The following is a 16,675-nucleotide window of genomic DNA, read 5'->3' as shown; positions in this document are numbered from 1 at the left end:
AAAAGGATATGAAAAAGGATAAAAAAGTTTTTAACGTCAAAAAATTATATAGAAGAACCTTTCTGCTGATCTACGATATTATCAGTGTCATTGCCTGCAGCTATCTGGCGATCCTGATCCGTTATAATTTTGAACTGACAGAGATCCCGGGACATTTTCTGGCACCGGTCAACCGGTTCCTGCCACTGAATGTACTGATCACGATTCTGATCCTGTATCTGTTCCGGATGTACTCCAGCATGTGGGTGTTTGCCGGAGAAACAGAGCTCCAGAACCTGGTGATCGCCAGCGTGCTTTCTACGATCTGTTACAGCATCGGCATCCAGTTCTTCAGGATAAAGGGAGAGCAGGCGGTTCCTTCCAGCTATTATTTCCTGTATATGTTCCTGCTGATCAGCTTCATCTTTGTCAGTCGGTTTTCCTATCGGTTTTTACGAAGCCTGAAGCATAAGCAGCAGAATAAGAACAACAGCATTGCCGTTATGGTGATCGGTGCCGGAGAAGCCGGAAATGCCATTATTAAGGAAATTGTAAACAGCAACTTTTCCACCATGGTCATCCGTTGTATCATTGATGATGACAAGGGAAAATGGGGACGGTTTATCCAGGGTATCAAGGTCGTCGGCGGCCGGGACAGAATCATGGAGTGTGCCGATATTTATAATATTGATGAGATCATCGTGGCTATGCCCTCTATTTCCAGGAAAGAGCTCTCTGAAATCCTGGATATCTGTAAGGAGACAAACTGTAAGCTCCGCTCCCTGCCCGGCATGTACCAGCTTGTAAACGGAGAAGTCAGTGTCAGCAAGCTGCGGGACGTAGAGGTAGAGGATCTGCTTGGAAGAGATCCCATTGAGGTAGATCTGAACTCGATCCTTGGATATGTTCAGGGAAAGAGGATCCTTGTTACCGGGGGCGGCGGCTCGATCGGCAGTGAGATCTGCAGACAGATCGCAAGCCATAAGCCTTCCATGCTGATCATCGTGGATATTTACGAGAACAGTGCCTATGATATCCAGCAGGAGCTTCTTGGTACCTACCCGGATTTAAACCTGGTGGTGCTCATTGCCTCCGTGCGCAATACCAACCGGATGAACTGGATCTTTGAGCATTATAAGCCGGAGATCGTATATCATGCAGCAGCACATAAGCACGTGCCTCTGATGGAGACAAGCCCCAACGAGGCCATTAAGAATAACGTATTTGGCACCTTTAAAACAGCACAGGCGGCAGCCATGAACGGTGTCAGGAGATTTGTCATGATCTCTACAGACAAGGCGGTCAATCCCACGAATATCATGGGAGCCAGCAAGAGGATCTGTGAAATGATCATCCAGACCTTTAACCGGCACTATGATACGGAATTTGTAGCGGTTCGCTTCGGCAATGTTCTTGGAAGCAACGGCAGTGTGATTCCGCTGTTTAAGAAGCAGATTGCGGCAGGAGGACCTGTTACGGTAACAGACCCCAATATCATTCGTTACTTTATGACGATCCCGGAAGCAGTTTCCCTGGTACTGCAGGCAGGGGCCTTTGCAAAGGGCGGTGAGATCTTTGTTCTTGATATGGGAAAGCCGGTGAAGATCCTGGATCTGGCAAAGAACCTGATCCGGCTCTCCGGATACCGTGTGGATGAGGATATCAAGATTGAATTTACAGGACTTCGTCCAGGAGAGAAGCTCTATGAAGAGCTTCTGATGGCAGAAGAGGGCATGAAGGAGACCTCCAATAAGCTGATTCATATTGGTAAGCCTATTGAAATCAACGAAGAGGAGTTCTTTGTACAGCTTAAGCATTTGAAGGATGCTTCTGTCAGTGAAGACCAGGATATCAGGGAAATGGTACAGCGGATTGTGCCGACCTATCATTTTAAAAAGGAAGATGCAAAGAAAGGAAGCGGAAACTGATGGAGAACAAGAAGATCTATTTATCCAGTCCTACCATGCATGGAGAAGAACAGAAATTTATTCAGGAGGCCTTCGATACCAACTGGGTAGCGCCTCTTGGACCCAATGTAAATGCCTTTGAAAAAGAGATGGAGGCTTATACCGGAGCAGCCCATACCTCTGCCCTGAGTGCAGGGACAGCAGCCATTCATCTGGCGCTCCGTATCCTTGGGGTTGGTGAGGGAGATTTTGTGTTTGCACCAACACTGACCTTCAGTGCAACCTGTAACCCTATCGTTTATGAAAAGGCAGCACCCATCTTTATCGACAGTGAAGAGGATACCTGGAATATGTCACCGGCAGCACTGGAAAAGGCCTTTAAGACCTATGGAAAGCCCAAGGCTGTGATCGTGGTACATCTTTATGGTACACCGGCAAAGCTTTCCGAGATCATGGAGATCTGTAACCGCTATCAGGTACCTCTCGTAGAAGATGCGGCAGAGTCCTTAAGCAGTACCTATGAAGGAAAGCAGACCGGAACCTTCGGAAAGATCGGTATTTATTCCTTTAACGGCAATAAGATCATCACCACATCCGGCGGCGGCATGCTGGTATCAGATGAGGAAGCGATCACGAAGAAGGCTACCTTCCTGGCTACCCAGGCAAGGGATCCTGCCAGATACTATCAGCATTCCCAGATCGGATACAATTATCGCATGAGCAATATCACTGCAGGGATCGGCAGAGGACAGCTCCTGCATCTGGAAGAGCATAAGGCACTGAAAAAGAAGATCTATGCGGCTTATAAGGAAGCCTTTGCGGATATTCCGGAGCTTACCATGAACCCCATGAATGAAAAGGGAGATGCCAACTGCTGGCTTTCCTGTGTGACCATTGAAAAGGGATGCAGTGTGACACCGGATCAGATCATGGATGCGCTGGCAGCAGAAAATATTGAATCAAGGCCGATCTGGAAGCCCCTGCATTTACAGCCGGTTTTTGCAGAATATGATTACGTCACCGAAAAGGACGGCTGCAGCGTAGCTGCGGATATTTTTGACAGAGGCTTCTGTCTGCCAAGCGATATCAAGAACACGGATGAAGATATGGATCGTATTATCCGGATCGTCAGAGGATGCTTCGGAAAATAGTCTGCAGGAGGAAAGTATGTACCGAAAGTGGATAAAAAGACTGTTAGATATCATCATTTCCGGCGCAGGGCTGCTGATCCTTTCTCCCCTGCTTCTGATCCTGTGGATCCTGGTACGGTGCAAGCTGGGTTCTCCGGTATTGTTTACCCAGGAAAGACCGGGCAGGAAGGAAAAGATCTTTAAGCTGTACAAATTTCGTACCATGACGGATGCAAGGGATGAAAAGGGAGAACTCCTTCCAGATGAAGTAAGACTTACCAGATTTGGAAAGCTTCTACGATCCACGAGCCTGGATGAGCTGCCGGAGCTGTTCAATATCTTTAAAGGAGATATGAGCCTGATCGGGCCGCGCCCTCTGCTTGTGCGTTATCTGCCCTATTATACAAAGGAAGAGAGAAGACGCCATGATGTACGTCCGGGACTGACCGGACTGGCGCAGGTGAACGGCAGAAATGCTCTTGGCTGGGAGGCACGGTTTGCCTATGACATTGAATATGTAGATCATCTTACTTTCCTGATGGATCTTAAGATCATCGGCATGACAGTTTATAAGGTTCTGAAACGTTCTGATACTCTTTCCGGAGATCAGCAGACCGTAGAAGATTTTGACAAATACAGATCGAAAGGACAGGCAGGCTGATTTGAAGGAAATCACACTTTTTGAAAAACCACTTCCGGTTACACCGGTTGTACCGTTGTCAGGTGACTATGGTGATAACCATTTTTATATAAAACGGGATGATATGCTGCCCTTCAGCTTTGGAGGAAACAAGGTAAGGAAAGCGGCGGAATTTTACAGGGAAATCAAAAACAGTGATACGGATGTAGTGATGACCTATGGCAGTAACAGCTCCAATCACTGCCGGATCATAGCGAATATGGCAGCCTCTATGGGACTTGCCTGTCATGTGATCTCGCCGGAGGAAAACCGGGAGAGACTGTATAACACTGCTTTTGTGGAGCAGCTTGGGGCAGTGATCGAGACCTGCCCGGTAACAAAAGTAGCAGAGACCATAGAAAACCGGAAAGCAGCCTACAGAAGGGAAGGAAAGCATCCCTATTTTATTATAGGCGGAGGACATGGCAGACCCGGTACGGAAAGCTATGTGAAGGCTTACCGGGAAATCTGTGCCTATGAAAAGGAAAACGGGATCTATTTTGACTATATTTTCCACGCATCCGGAACCGGCGCTACCCAGGCAGGACTTGTATGCGGACAGCTTCTTAACGGGGACAGAGACAGACAGATTGTTGGCATCAGCATTGCCAGGGAACAGGGTAGAGGCCGCACGGTAGTAAAGGACAGCATCCGGGAATATCTGGGAGAGCGTTTTGCAGAGCTGTACCGGGAGGATGCCCTTCTGTTTACGGATGAGTACCGGTTTGACGGATATGGAAACTACAGCGGGGAAGTACTTTCCCTGATAGACCGTGTTATGGAACGGGAAGGGATCCCCCTGGATACCACTTATGTGGGAAAAGCATTTTACGGCATGTGTGCTTTTCTGAAGGAGCATGACATCAAAGACAAAAACGTGCTCTTCATTCACACAGGCGGGACACCGCTGTATTTTGACCTGCTTCTGAAGACCGGAAGAAGATAAGAAAAGTGATACCGATACAGGAAAGGATTTTTCATATGAATATTTTGATCTTGAGTGCAGGAACGAGAAATAAGGTTGTGCAGTATTTCAAGGAAAATGTGGGTGCAGAGGGCAAAGTCATCGCTACAGACTGTTCCAATCTGGCACCGGCTGTGTATGAGGCGGATGCCTTTTATCTGGTACCCAGGATCACGGCACCGGGATATCTGGATCAGATCCTTGAGATCTGTAAAAAGGAGAGTATTGACGGCGTCTTTTCCCTGATCGATCCGGAGCTGAGCCTTTTAGCAAAGGAAAGAGAAAAATTCCTTGCGGTTGGAACAACTCCTATCATATCCCCCTATGATCTTGTAGAGACCTGCTTTGACAAGTATCGTATGTATAAGCTGTTACAGGAAATGAATATTCCTACCGGCAGATGCTATGTGGATCTGGAAAGCTTTTTCCGTGACAAAGAGGCCGGTCTGATCTCCTATCCGGTTTTTGTAAAGCCAGTGAAGGGCAGTGCCAGCATCAATATCAATAAAGTGTCCAGTGATGAGGAGATCCGGGTGCTGTTCCATTTATATGATAATCTGATGATCCAGGAATTTATGGACGGACAGGAATATGGCGCTGATGTGTATATTGATATGATTTCCGGTAAATGCACCTCTATCTTTGTGAAAAAGAAGATCAAGATGCGGGCTGGCGAAACCGACAAATCCGTGTCCTTTAAAGATCCGGAGCTTTTCACTATGATACAGAATTTTGTGGAAAAGTGCGGATTTTGTGGTATGATAGATATTGATATTTTCAAAATAAATGGCGTGTATTATATCTCCGAGGTGAATCCCCGTTTTGGCGGCGGATATCCTCATGCCTATGAGAGCGGTGTGAATATGCCTGCTCAGGTTATTGCCAATCTGGCAGGAGAAGAGAATTCTGTTACGATCGGACAGTATGAAGAAGGCATCTGTATGATGAAATACAATGAGGTTGCCATTGTCCGTCTGAAGGATGAAGAAATCGTGGAAGGCTGATATGAAAAAAATACTGATACTTGCCAATTCCTCAGGAGGACTGTACGACTTCAGAAACGAGCTGGTACTCAGACTCTTAAAAAGCTATGAAGTAGTGGTCAGCCTGCCGGATGATGTCAGGACCAGGGAACTTGCAGAGGAAGGATGCAGGGTGATCCATACGGCGATCAACCGCCGTGGCGTGAACCCGAAGGAGGATATTTCCCTTCTCTTATCCTACCGGAGGCTGATCCAGGATGAAAAACCGGATTTGGTGCTGACCTATACGATCAAACCGAATATTTACGGCGGCTTCTGCAGCCGGATGGCCAGAGTGCCCTATGTGGAGACAGTGACAGGACTTGGCAGCAGCTTTGAAAAAAAGGGATTGTTCCTTCACATGATCGTTGCCATGTACCGCACAGCACTGAAAAAGGCGGAATGTATCTTTTTTCAGAACGAAGAAAACAGACAGATCTTTGAAAACTATCATATCAGAGGAAAGCAGACAAAGCTGGTTTCCGGTTCCGGTGTGAACCTGAAACGGCATACCATGGAGCCTTACCCGGAAGGAGATACGACTGTTTTTCTGTATGTGGGCCGCATGATGCGGGAAAAGGGGATTGAGGAGCTGCTTGCCGCAGCAGAAGCCCTTCATAGTGAGAAAACACAGTTCTGGCTTCTTGGATATCCTGATGAGGACTATGAGGAAAAGCTGCAGAAAGCAGAAAAAGAGGGCTGTATCAGACTGCTTCCTTTTGATCCTGATGTGCATGGCTATCTGGCGAAGGCTTCTGCACTGGTGCTTCCCAGCTATCATGAAGGCATGAGCAATGTGCTGATGGAGGCTTCCGCAACCGGAAGACCTGTGATCACAACTACAGTCAGCGGCTGTAAGGAAGTCTTCGAGGAAGGTGTGACAGGCTTTGGATGCCGGAAAGAAGACAGTGAAGATCTGATCCGGGCACTGGAGAAGTTCCTTGCTCTCCCGTTGGGAAAACGTGCAGAAATGGGACGAAAAGCCAGAGAAAAGATGGAACGTGAATTTGACAGAGAAAAGGTGGCAGATGCCTACCTTCAGGAAATAAACACGATACTTGAGAAAAGAGGATAAAGGAATGGATTTATATGAAAAGCTGTTAAGTGGGGAAGAAAAGCTTTCCCTTGTTGGACTTGGCTATGTGGGAATGCCCATTGCCGTGGCTTTTGCCAGAAAGATCAAGGTAGTAGGCTTTGACCTGAATGAAAAGAAGATCGAATTATACAAGGCGGGCGTGGATCCTACCAACGAAGTGGGCGGTGAGGTGATCAAAAATACAACCGTGGAATTTACGGCAGATCCTTCCAAACTGAAGGAAGCAAAGTTCCATATTGTAGCCGTTCCCACACCGGTCAACCCCGATCATACACCGGATCTGACACCGGTAGAAGGAGCCAGCAGGATCCTTGGACAGAATCTGCAGAAGGGTTCTATAGTGGTATTTGAATCTACGGTATATCCTGGTGTTACCGAGGATATCTGCGTGCCGATCCTTGAGAAGGAATCCGGCCTTAAGTGCGGCGTAGATTTCAAAATCGGTTATTCACCGGAGCGTATCAATCCCGGTGACAAGGTGCACAGGCTGGAGACCATCACCAAGATCGTATCCGGTATGGATGAAGAAACACTGGATACTGTTGCCAAGGTATATGAGCTTGTTGTAGAAGCCGGCGTACACCGTGCGGAATCCATTAAGGTAGCAGAGGCTGCAAAGGTCATTGAGAACAGCCAGAGAGATATCAATATCGCTTTCATGAATGAGCTTTCCATTATCTTTAACAAGATGGGAATTGATACCAAGTCTGTACTGGAAGCAGCAGGAACCAAGTGGAACTTCCTGAAGTTCCAGCCGGGTCTTGTAGGCGGACACTGCATCGGCGTAGATCCCTACTATCTGACCTATAAGGCAGAGGAGCTTGGCTACCATTCCCAGATCATCCTGTCCGGACGCCGGATCAATGATGATATGGGTAAATATGTGGCGGAATCACTGGTAAAGAACCTGATCAAGGCAGACATCCCGGTTAAGGGAGCCAAGGTGGCTATCCTCGGATTTACCTTCAAGGAGAACTGTCCGGATACGAGAAATACCAAGGTGATTGATATTTATAAAGAACTGCAGGAGTATGGAATTACCCCTGTTGTCGTAGATCCTGCAGCAGATGCAGATGAGGCAAAGCGTCTGTATGGCATTACCTTCAATACCATGGATGATGTGAAGAATATGGATGCTGTGGTCGTGGCAGTTGCCCATAAGCAGTTCCTTTCCCTGGATAAGAAGACGATCAGCAGCTTCTTTAATCCGGCACATCAGAAGAAGGTATTCAGTGATATCAAGGGAATCTATGACAGAAAAGAATATCTGACAGATGATTATATTTACTGGAGACTGTAAGAGACAGAAAAGAGGACGAATATGAGCTTTCGAGAACTGAAATTTGACAAAGATGCGGTTTTTCTTGTGACAGGTGGTGCCGGTTTTATCGGCTCCAACCTGTGTGAGGCGATTCTGGAGCTGGGATATACAGTAAGATGCCTTGACAATCTTTCCACCGGAAAGCTGGAAAATATAGAGCCTTTTATGGAGAATCCGAAGTTCACCTTTATCAAAGGAGACATCCGGGAGCTGGAAACCTGCATGAAGGCGACAGAGGGTGTGACCTATGTACTGAACCAGGCAGCCTGGGGCAGCGTTCCGAGAAGTATTGAAATGCCGCTTCTGTATGAGGAGATCAATATCCGTGGTACCTTAAACATGATGGAGGCCTCCAGACAGAACGGGGTAAAGAAGTTTGTATATGCTTCCAGTTCCTCTGTTTACGGAGATCATCCGGTGCTTCCCAAGAAGGAAGGACATGAGGGAAAGCTTCTTTCGCCCTATGCACTGACCAAAAGGGTGGATGAGGAATACGGAAGACTGTATAAGGTTCTCTATGGACTGGATACCTATGGCATGCGTTACTTTAATGTATTTGGACGCAGGCAGGATCCTAACGGCATGTATGCTGCGGTAATCCCGAAGTTCATCAAGCAGCTGATGAACGGTGAGGTTCCCACGATCAACGGTGATGGCAGACAGTCCCGTGACTTTACTTATGTTGACAATGTGATCGAAGCTAACCTGAAGGCCTGTCTGGCAGGCTCAGAGGCAGCAGGAGAGGCTTTTAATATCGGTGCCGGCGGCAGAGAGTATCTGATCGATGTTTACCATCAGCTCTGTGATGCCCTTGGCAAACAGGTTGAACCGAACTTCGGACCAGACCGGGCAGGTGATATCCGGGATTCCAATGCAGATATCAGCAAGGCAAGAGAGCTGCTTCATTATGATCCGGAATATGATTTTGCCAAAGGAATCCACCTGGCAATCAACTGGTATAAGGAAAATTTATGAAAATCGCAGTAAGATTAGATGACATTACACCTGATATGGACTGGCAGCGCTTTTTTAGGTTTAAGGCGCTGCTGGACCGATATCAGGTGAAACCGCTTATAGGGGTTGTTCCGGACAACCGGGACGAGAACCTGAGGGGCAGCAGCGAAAGCAGAAAGGATGCACCGGCGGACTTTTATGCTTATATCAGAGGTCTTCAGGAAGAAGGCTGGTCTGTGGCTCTTCATGGCATGAACCATGTATACAGTACAAAGAAAGGCGGCCTGTTTCCTTTAAATGACTTTTCTGAATATGCGGGAAAGCCTTATGAGGAGCAGAAAGAGATGATCGCAAGGGGAAAGCAGATCCTCGAAGAGCATGGTGTGCATACCGATCTGTTCATGGCACCGGCTCATTCCTATGACAGAAATACACTGCGGGCATTGAAAGAAAATGGCTTTCAGGCACTGACAGATGGCTTTGGAGAACAGCCTTACCTCTGGCAGGGACTGACCTTTTATCCCATTTCATTCCGGCTTTCTGATACCCTGAAAAAGAAAAAAGGATATTCCACCATGGTGGTTCATACCGGAACCATAAAGGAAGAAGAGCTGGCAGGCTATGAGAAGAGATTTCGGATGGAAGGCGTTACATGGATCAGCTATGAGGAATACCGGAAGGTGCCGGCTGTGAAACGGGGATTTCCCGGGCGGATCCGGGAATATCTGATGGCCAGGGCGAAGTTTGTGCTTGTGAGGCTGCATCACTGAAAAGAGAAAGGATAGAAAGCATGGGAGAAGCAGTACGGGTACTCCATGTACTTGGCAATACCAATCTTGGCGGAGCGGAGAGCAGGATCATGGATCTGTACCGTCATACAGACCGAAATCGTGTACAATTTGATTTTCTGGTGCATTCCGGAGAAGAAGGCTTTTATGAAAAGGAGATCAGGGAACTGGGAGGACGTATTTTCCGGGTTCCCCGTTTTCGTATCTATAACTATTTTTCTTATCGGAAAGCACTGAAGGAATTCTTTCAGAAGCATCATGAATTTGCCCTGGTACAGGGACATATGACGAGCACAGCGGCCATCTATCTTCCGATCGCAAAGAAAGCAGGTGTAAAGAAAACCGCAGCCCATGCGAGAAGTGCCGGAGTGGATAAGGGGCTTAAAGGTACCATGACACGGTTCCTTCGGAGAAATCTGGCAGATAAGGCAGATTATCTCTTCACCTGTTCTGAGCTTGCCGGGATTTCCGTTTATGGAGAAAAAGCAGTTCAGGAAGGAAAGACGATCTTTATCCCTAATGCGATCGACTGTGCAGGGTTTACCTTTGACCCGGAAAAACGGAAAAAGATGCGTGAGGAGCTTGGGCTTGCAGATGCCCTTATCATCGGGCATGTGGGAAGATTTCACTATGCCAAAAACCATGAATACCTGCTCCGGGTGTTCGCAGAGCTGTGCCGGATGAGTGCTGGAGCAGGTGGCAGCACAGCAGAGACCGGAGCTGATCAGAAGTATCATTTGATTTTACTGGGAGAAGGACCTCTCATGGAGGATACCAGAAAGCTGGCAGAAGAGCTTGGCGTGGCAGACAAGGTACATTTTCTTGGAAATCACAAGAATATCGCCGATTATTATCAGGCTATGGATTATTTCGTATATCCGTCCCGGTATGAGGGTATGCCAGGAACCATTGTGGAAGCGCAGGCAAGCGGTCTGCCGTGTCTGATGAGCGATACGATCTGCCGGGAAGTGATAGCGACAGAGCTGGTAGAAACGATGAGCATAGAGGAAGAGCCGAAGGCCTGGGCAGAGGTATTGCAGCAGCGGATTGATGCTTTAGTGTCCAAACAGGAGAACAGGGAAAAATACGCTGCAAAAATGGCGGCAGCCGGCTTTGATGTGCAGGCTCAGGCAGAAAGGATGATGCGCTTTTATGAAAGTGGAAGGTGGGAAAATGAGTAAAAGAAAATTGATGCTGATCAGTCCCATGCTTCATCAGGGCGGTTTTGAAAGAGTGTGCGTCACTACGGCGAGGCTGCTGCAGCCTTATTTTGATGTCACCATTGTAATCTTTGATTCTGCCAATATTGCCTATGACGTGGAAGGACTTTCCATTATTGATATCCAGATGGGTGTCCGTAAGGGAAAGCTGCAGAAGATCCTGAATATTATCAGAAGATCCCGGAAAGTGCGTAAGTTGAAGAAGGAAATGCAGCCCGAGATCGCCTACAGCTTCGGGCCGACGGCCAATATGGTCAATGCCTTTTCCAAGACGGGTAAGGAGAAGGTCTGGCTTGGACTTCGGAACTACACCGATGTAGAAGAAGAGACCAAGATGCGTCTTCTGGTGAAAAAGGCAGACTTGATCGTATGCTGCTCCAGAGATATTGAGAAATCTGTAAAAATTAAATATAAATTTAATAATACAGCAGTGCTGTATAATCTCTATGATGCGGATACGATCCGGAAGGAGGCAGCCGCATCAGATCCGCCGCTTCCTTTTTCAGAAGAGCAAAAAGAGCCGGAAAGCAAGCTGTATGAAACAGAAAGCCAGTTTCCTGCCTCTGCAGGAAATACGAAAACTTTCCGCTATCTGGTATCCATGGGAAGAGACGATCCCATGAAAGGTTTCTGGTATATGATCAAGGCCTTTAAGCTGGTGCACGATCAGATACCGGAAGCAAGACTGATCCTGATGGGAGCCGGTACCTTCCAAAAGTATAAAACACTGGCAGAACAGCTTAAAATAACAGATGCAATTTATTTTGCCGGCATGCGGAGAGATCCTTACGCACTTCTGAAATACGGGGAAGTATATCTGCTTACCTCTGCCAACGAAGGATTTCCTAATGCACTGGTAGAAGCCATGACTCTTTCCCTGGCACCTGTCAGTACCAACTGCCTGACGGGGCCTGCAGAGATTCTGGTAAGGAATGGAGACACTGCTTCTCTGAATGATCAGTTTGCAGAGAAACAGAAGGAAAAAGAAACACCTGTTATATATGGGGATTATGGAATCGTGGTACCGGAAATGCAGAAGGAGGAGAATCTGGATCCGGCAGATATTACGGAGGAAGAGAGAAATCTCGCGGATACTGTGATAAGGCTTTTGCAGGATGAAAGGCTGCTGCAAAGCTATCGTCAGGCTGCTGCCAGACGGGCAGGAGATTTTACCTATGAGAAATATCTGGAGCAGTTTCTGAAGCTTGCTGAAGAATAAGTGGGAAAAGGTGATTATTGAGGGGTATATGACTGTGACAGACAGAGGAATTACTTTGGCTAAACCCTTTAGGCATAAAACATTGGAAGAAAGAGCATCTGAATATAATGGCAGGTTAATGCTTGATGGGGAATATGATTTTGGAGAGCCCGTTGGCAGAGAGATGTGGAAAGAAGACTGTGCCTGGGCAGGGATCACGCCGCAGACTTGTGAGAGATTGTCAGATGTGATAAAATGAGCAGAAAGATTGTGGAAAAACGGGAGCATTATGAGAAAACTTCTATTTCATTTAAACTGCTTTGAGCAGGGCGGCGCAGAGCGTGTGGTATCCAATCTGGTGAACCAGCTGGTTCAGGAGGATTATGAAGTGATCGCTGCCACGGAATGGCAGGGAGAAGTGGAATTTGCGCTGGATCCCAAAGTAAGGCGGATATCAGTCGGACTTCGGCCAGAGGATGAGGAAAAGAGCAGGATAGCCAAGATCTATCTGCGCTTTGCCTATCTTCACAGACTGATCAGAGAGGAAAAGCCGGACGTGGTGATCTCCTTTACCAGAAGACCGAACTACAGGGCACTTGTATCAGCCATAGGCACGCATGTACCGGTGATCCCGGCTGTGCGTCAGGATCCGAAATCCTATTATAATACCTGGGCAGACAAGCTTTTGATGCCGACATTATACCGGCTGGCAAAGGGCTGTGTGTTCCAGACAGCAGAACAGATGAGTTATTTCCCAAAATCCCTTCAGAAAAGATCCAGGATTATTTTGAATCCTGTCAATGATAAATATCTGCAGGCAGAAATACCGCAGCAGAAGGAGAAAGTGGTTGTACAGTCTGGGCGACTGGTTGATTTTAAGAATCAGGCCATGCTTTTCAGGGCATTTATCAAGGTTCATGAGAAGCATCCGGATTATATATTGAAGCTGTATGGACCGGATTCCGGGGATGGCACCAGGGAAAAGCTGGAGGAGATCATTCGTCAGAATCATGCAGAAGAGTATATGCTTCTGATGGGCGGCAGCGATGAATTGCAGAGGGAACTGCCAAAGGCAGAGATCTATGCCTTTTCTTCTGATTATGAGGGCATGCCCAATGCCCTGCTGGAGGCTATGACTCTCGGCATGCCGGTTGTGGCGACAGACTGTCCCTGCGGCGGCCCTGCTACTGTGATCGAGAATGGAGTCAATGGTATGCTGATCCAGGTCGGAGATGAGAAGGCCATGACAGAAAACATCAACCGTCTGATCGAGGATGAAGAATTAAGAGAAGGACTGGCAGGAGAAGCGCTCCACATCAGAGAAAGGATCAATGGACAGGCTATTCTGCAGCAATGGAAAGAATATATAGAGGAAGTACTTAAGTAGAACAGACAGGAGCAGGATCATATGTGTGGAATATGCGGATTTGTATCCAAACAGAATATTACACGGGAACAGCTTAAGATCATGAATGATACGATGATCCACAGAGGACCGGATGACAGCGGAGAAGAGATTTATCCCATCCGAAACGGTTACCAGGTGGGTCTGGCACAGAGAAGACTTTCCATTATGGATCTGTCTCCGTTGGGACACCAGCCCATGCATTCGGCAAATGGCCGCATCAGTGTAGTTTACAATGGAGAAATCTATAATTTTCAGGAGCTGAAGGAGGAACTTAAGGATTATCCTTTCCGTTCTACCTGCGACACGGAAGTGATCATAGCAGCTTACCTGAAATGGGGCATTGACTGTATCAGCAGGCTGAATGGCATGTTTGCCATCTGTATTTTTGACAGAGAAGATGATACCGTTTATCTGGTAAGGGACAGAATTGGCAAGAAGCCATTGTATTATGAGCTTTCAGACGGGAATCTTATCTTTGGTTCAGAGTTAAAGCCACTGATGGCAAGAGAGGGCTTTCAGAAAAGGATCCGGAAGGATGTACTGTCAAGGTACCTTTTCCAGCAGTATATCAATGCACCGGACAGCATTTTTGAACAGGTTTACAAGCTGGAGCCGGGCGGTATCCTGCAGTTCCATTATGGAGAGGTAAAAACCTGGAAATACTGGGATATTAAGAATGTCTATCATGAGATGAGAAAGAATCCTGTGACGGATTATGAGCAGGCAAAGAGTGAATTAAAGGCATTGCTGCAGAAGGCTGTGAAAAGCCGTATGATCGCAGATGTTCCGCTGGGAGCCTTTTTAAGCGGCGGTTATGATTCTTCCCTGATGACAGCTATGGCACAGGAAGCAAGCAGTGAGCCGGTTAAGACCTTTTCCATCGGTTTCCATGAAGAGAGATATAATGAAGCAGGATATGCCAGAGCAGTGGCAGAACATCTGGGCACAAAGCATACCGAGCTGATCATAGATGAAGCGGAAATGTTCAAACTGGTGGAGAGTATCCCGAAGTATTATGATGAACCCTTTGCGGATTCTTCCCAGATCGCAACCATGCTGGTGTCAAAGCTTGCCAGAGAACAGGTGACGGTTGCGCTTTCCGGGGATGGCGGCGATGAGTTTTTCTGTGGCTATAATATTTATGAAAATGTCAGACAGGCACAGAGACTGGATGTGCTTGGCGGTATGGTCCACGGGATCTGTAATCTGCCAGGCCTAAAGCAGGCAGGACTGGAAGGAAAGCTGCCTTTCCGGGTGAGAGTAATTGCCGGAAACCGTGGTAAAGAAAGTAAAACCCAGTTTGGCGCAGGAAATTATGTGACAAGAGCACAAAAAATGGTGCTCGGCGAAGGACAGCCCTGTCATTTTGAAATAGAAAGTGAATATGGGGTATCAGACTGGCAGATCCGCCGGATGCTTCTGGACATGGATACCTATCTGCCGGGTGATATTCTCTGCAAGGTAGACCGTGCATCCATGAAATATTCCCTGGAAGCAAGATGCCCGATCCTGGATAAGGAAGTCATGGAGTATTCCTTCCGGATGGATCATTCCCTGAAGTATGACAAGGGGAATAAAAAGCGGATCCTGAAGGATATTGCCTATGATTATATTAAAAGAGAGCTTCTTGACAGACCAAAGGTTGGCTTTGGCGTGCCAATGGATCAGTGGCTGAGAGGACCTTTAAGGGAACAGCTTACAGATATGTGCAGCAGGGAATACTTAAAGAAGCAGAGAATCTTTGATGCTGATTTTACCGCCGATATGATAGAAGGCTATATGAAGACCGGAGATAAGGGACCGGCTACCGGAGAGAATTATTCCAAGCTGACCTGGTCCTTCTTCACCTTCCAGCAGTGGTATCAGACCTATATGAAATAAGGGAGCTGTGGATCCATGCATGTGGCAATGCTGATAGGGGCGCTGACAAAGGGCGGCGCAGAGCGGGTACTGGTGAATCTGGCTGCAGATCTGACAGAAAAGGGCCATGAGGTCACCATGGTGACCCAGTATAAAAAAGAAAATGAATATCCGCTTCCAGATGGTGTAAAGCGTGTGATCTCAGATATCACAGAAGAGGAAATCACGGGAAGCCGCATTGTGAACTTTGGACGCCGCTTCGGGAAGCTGCGTATGATCTGGAAGACAGAAAGGCCGGATGTGATCCTCTCCTTTATCGGAAAGAATAATATGATGGCGATCCTGACAAGCCGGTTCCTCCATATCCCGGTAGCGGTATCTGTCCGGGCAGAGCCTGCACTTGAATATTACAATGGCTGGATGCGGTTTATGGCAAGACATTTGTTTGCGTCAGCAGATGGCGTGATCCTGCAGACCAGGCAGTGCTTTTCCTTCTTTCCAGAGAAGGTGCAGAAAAAGGCAGTGATCCTTAAAAACCCGATCAACAAGGCTTTTTTCAGACAGCCTTACCGGGGAGAAAGGGAAAAGACCATCGTGGCAGTAGGCAGGGTGGATGAAAATAAGAATCATGAGCTGCTGATCCGGGCATTTGCCGGAATTGCCGGGGAGTTTCCGGATTACAGCCTTAAGATCTATGGTGAAGGGGATCAGAAAGAAAGGCTTCAGCACCTGATCCATGAGCTTTTACTGGAAAAGCAGGCTTTTATGATGGGAGCAACCAGTGACGTAGCAGGTGTTATTGAAAGGGCGAGACTCTTCGTCCTTCCTTCTAATTCTGAAGGCGCCCCTAATACTTTGATCGAAGCCATGCTTCTGGGACTTACAGTGATCTCTACAGACTGCCCCTGCGGAGGTCCGGCGGAGCTGATCGAAGATGGAAAAAACGGATATTTGATTCCGGTTGGTGATACACAAAAATTGCAGGAAAAGATGCAATATTTGCTAAACCACTTGCAGATAGCCGATGAAATCGGTGAGAATGCTGCAAAAGCAGCTGCTATTTTTAAACCGGAGGTGGTTTATGGTGAGTGGGAGAATTACCTGTATTCCCTGACAAAACTGGGGAAATGACACTATAGAAAAGACTGG

General features: G+C 47.3%; 15 protein-coding genes. All 15 read left to right on the top strand.

Translation table 11 applies throughout. The features are described 5' to 3' along the window. The first annotated feature begins 8 nt into the window (after positions 1-8). The 15 genes from WJQ40_RS10780 to WJQ40_RS10710 are packed head-to-tail and all read left to right on the top strand — an operon-like array spanning position 9 to position 16,657. Positions 9-1,907: a nucleoside-diphosphate sugar epimerase/dehydratase gene (locus WJQ40_RS10780; RefSeq protein WP_337540104.1), complete on the top strand. Its 1,899-nt coding sequence runs from the start codon at positions 9-11 to the stop codon at positions 1,905-1,907. After that, positions 1,907-3,037 carry a DegT/DnrJ/EryC1/StrS family aminotransferase gene (locus WJQ40_RS10775; protein WP_337540102.1) on the top strand — a complete coding sequence of 377 codons (1,131 nt, stop codon included), beginning with the start codon at positions 1,907-1,909 and terminating at the stop codon, positions 3,035-3,037. The genes WJQ40_RS10780 and WJQ40_RS10775 overlap by 1 nt, the downstream gene beginning before the upstream one ends. A 16-nt stretch (positions 3,038-3,053) precedes the next feature. Further along, positions 3,054-3,677, top strand: coding sequence for a sugar transferase (locus WJQ40_RS10770; RefSeq protein ID WP_337405054.1), 624 nt, complete (start codon positions 3,054-3,056; stop codon positions 3,675-3,677). Between the two features lies 1 nt (position 3,678). After that, complete coding sequence (locus WJQ40_RS10765; RefSeq protein ID WP_337405055.1) at positions 3,679-4,641, top strand: pyridoxal-phosphate dependent enzyme; 963 nt, start codon at positions 3,679-3,681, stop codon at positions 4,639-4,641. A gap of 35 nt (positions 4,642-4,676) precedes the next feature. After that, positions 4,677-5,663, top strand: coding sequence for an ATP-grasp domain-containing protein (locus tag WJQ40_RS10760; RefSeq protein ID WP_337405057.1), 987 nt, complete (start codon positions 4,677-4,679; stop codon positions 5,661-5,663). Between the two features lies 1 nt (position 5,664). Further along, complete coding sequence (locus tag WJQ40_RS10755; RefSeq protein ID WP_118797298.1) at positions 5,665-6,756, top strand: glycosyltransferase family 4 protein; 1,092 nt, start codon at positions 5,665-5,667, stop codon at positions 6,754-6,756. 4 nt (positions 6,757-6,760) lie between these two features. After that, complete coding sequence (locus tag WJQ40_RS10750) at positions 6,761-8,077, top strand: nucleotide sugar dehydrogenase (protein WP_337540097.1); 1,317 nt, start codon at positions 6,761-6,763, stop codon at positions 8,075-8,077. A gap of 21 nt (positions 8,078-8,098) precedes the next feature. Then, positions 8,099-9,073: an SDR family oxidoreductase gene (locus WJQ40_RS10745; protein WP_118797300.1), complete on the top strand. Its 975-nt coding sequence runs from the start codon at positions 8,099-8,101 to the stop codon at positions 9,071-9,073. Further along, on the top strand, positions 9,070-9,822 hold the full coding sequence (locus WJQ40_RS10740) for a DUF2334 domain-containing protein (protein WP_337540095.1): 753 nt from the start codon (positions 9,070-9,072) through the stop codon (positions 9,820-9,822). The genes WJQ40_RS10745 and WJQ40_RS10740 overlap by 4 nt, the downstream gene beginning before the upstream one ends. A gap of 20 nt (positions 9,823-9,842) precedes the next feature. After that, complete coding sequence (locus WJQ40_RS10735; protein WP_337540092.1) at positions 9,843-11,021, top strand: glycosyltransferase family 1 protein; 1,179 nt, start codon at positions 9,843-9,845, stop codon at positions 11,019-11,021. After that, positions 11,014-12,279 (top strand): glycosyltransferase, encoded by a 1,266-nt coding sequence (locus WJQ40_RS10730; protein WP_337540090.1) that lies wholly within the window; start codon positions 11,014-11,016, stop codon positions 12,277-12,279. The genes WJQ40_RS10735 and WJQ40_RS10730 overlap by 8 nt, the downstream gene beginning before the upstream one ends. Beyond that, on the top strand, positions 12,266-12,517 hold the full coding sequence (locus WJQ40_RS10725; protein WP_337540086.1) for a hypothetical protein: 252 nt from the start codon (positions 12,266-12,268) through the stop codon (positions 12,515-12,517). The genes WJQ40_RS10730 and WJQ40_RS10725 overlap by 14 nt, the downstream gene beginning before the upstream one ends. A 30-nt stretch (positions 12,518-12,547) precedes the next feature. Then, positions 12,548-13,645, top strand: coding sequence for a glycosyltransferase (locus WJQ40_RS10720; RefSeq protein ID WP_337540083.1), 1,098 nt, complete (start codon positions 12,548-12,550; stop codon positions 13,643-13,645). Between the two features lie 21 nt (positions 13,646-13,666). Next, the gene (gene asnB / locus WJQ40_RS10715; protein WP_337540081.1) at positions 13,667-15,547 is read left to right on the top strand and encodes an asparagine synthase (glutamine-hydrolyzing); all 1,881 of its coding nucleotides are present in this window, start codon (positions 13,667-13,669) and stop codon (positions 15,545-15,547) included. A gap of 15 nt (positions 15,548-15,562) precedes the next feature. Then, positions 15,563-16,657 carry a glycosyltransferase gene (locus WJQ40_RS10710; RefSeq protein WP_337540078.1) on the top strand — a complete coding sequence of 365 codons (1,095 nt, stop codon included), beginning with the start codon at positions 15,563-15,565 and terminating at the stop codon, positions 16,655-16,657. Positions 16,658-16,675: the final 18 nt, after the last annotated feature.

The sequence above is a fragment of the Suilimivivens sp. genome (assembly GCF_037359455.1).
Lineage (GTDB): Bacteria > Bacillota > Clostridia > Lachnospirales > Lachnospiraceae > Suilimivivens > Suilimivivens aceti.
This window is presented reverse-complemented; position numbering and strand designations above follow the sequence as displayed.

Bases quoted from the DNA above. Each gene is read 5' to 3' on its own strand.
- WJQ40_RS10720 (WP_337540083.1), top strand. From the start codon at position 12,548: ATGAGAAAACTTCTATTTCATTTAAACTGCTTTGAGCAGGGCGGCGCA.
- WJQ40_RS10755 (WP_118797298.1), top strand. From the start codon at position 5,665: ATGAAAAAAATACTGATACTTGCCAATTCCTCAGGAGGACTGTACGAC.
- WJQ40_RS10770 (WP_337405054.1), top strand. From the start codon at position 3,054: ATGTACCGAAAGTGGATAAAAAGACTGTTAGATATCATCATTTCCGGC.
- WJQ40_RS10710 (WP_337540078.1), top strand. From the start codon at position 15,563: ATGCATGTGGCAATGCTGATAGGGGCGCTGACAAAGGGCGGCGCAGAG.
- WJQ40_RS10780 (WP_337540104.1), top strand. From the start codon at position 9: ATGAAAAAGGATAAAAAAGTTTTTAACGTCAAAAAATTATATAGAAGA.
- WJQ40_RS10740 (WP_337540095.1), top strand. From the start codon at position 9,070: ATGAAAATCGCAGTAAGATTAGATGACATTACACCTGATATGGACTGG.
- WJQ40_RS10735 (WP_337540092.1), top strand. From the start codon at position 9,843: ATGGGAGAAGCAGTACGGGTACTCCATGTACTTGGCAATACCAATCTT.
- asnB (WP_337540081.1), top strand. From the start codon at position 13,667: ATGTGTGGAATATGCGGATTTGTATCCAAACAGAATATTACACGGGAA.
- WJQ40_RS10745 (WP_118797300.1), top strand. From the start codon at position 8,099: ATGAGCTTTCGAGAACTGAAATTTGACAAAGATGCGGTTTTTCTTGTG.
- WJQ40_RS10750 (WP_337540097.1), top strand. From the start codon at position 6,761: ATGGATTTATATGAAAAGCTGTTAAGTGGGGAAGAAAAGCTTTCCCTT.
- WJQ40_RS10730 (WP_337540090.1), top strand. From the start codon at position 11,014: ATGAGTAAAAGAAAATTGATGCTGATCAGTCCCATGCTTCATCAGGGC.
- WJQ40_RS10760 (WP_337405057.1), top strand. From the start codon at position 4,677: ATGAATATTTTGATCTTGAGTGCAGGAACGAGAAATAAGGTTGTGCAG.
- WJQ40_RS10775 (WP_337540102.1), top strand. From the start codon at position 1,907: ATGGAGAACAAGAAGATCTATTTATCCAGTCCTACCATGCATGGAGAA.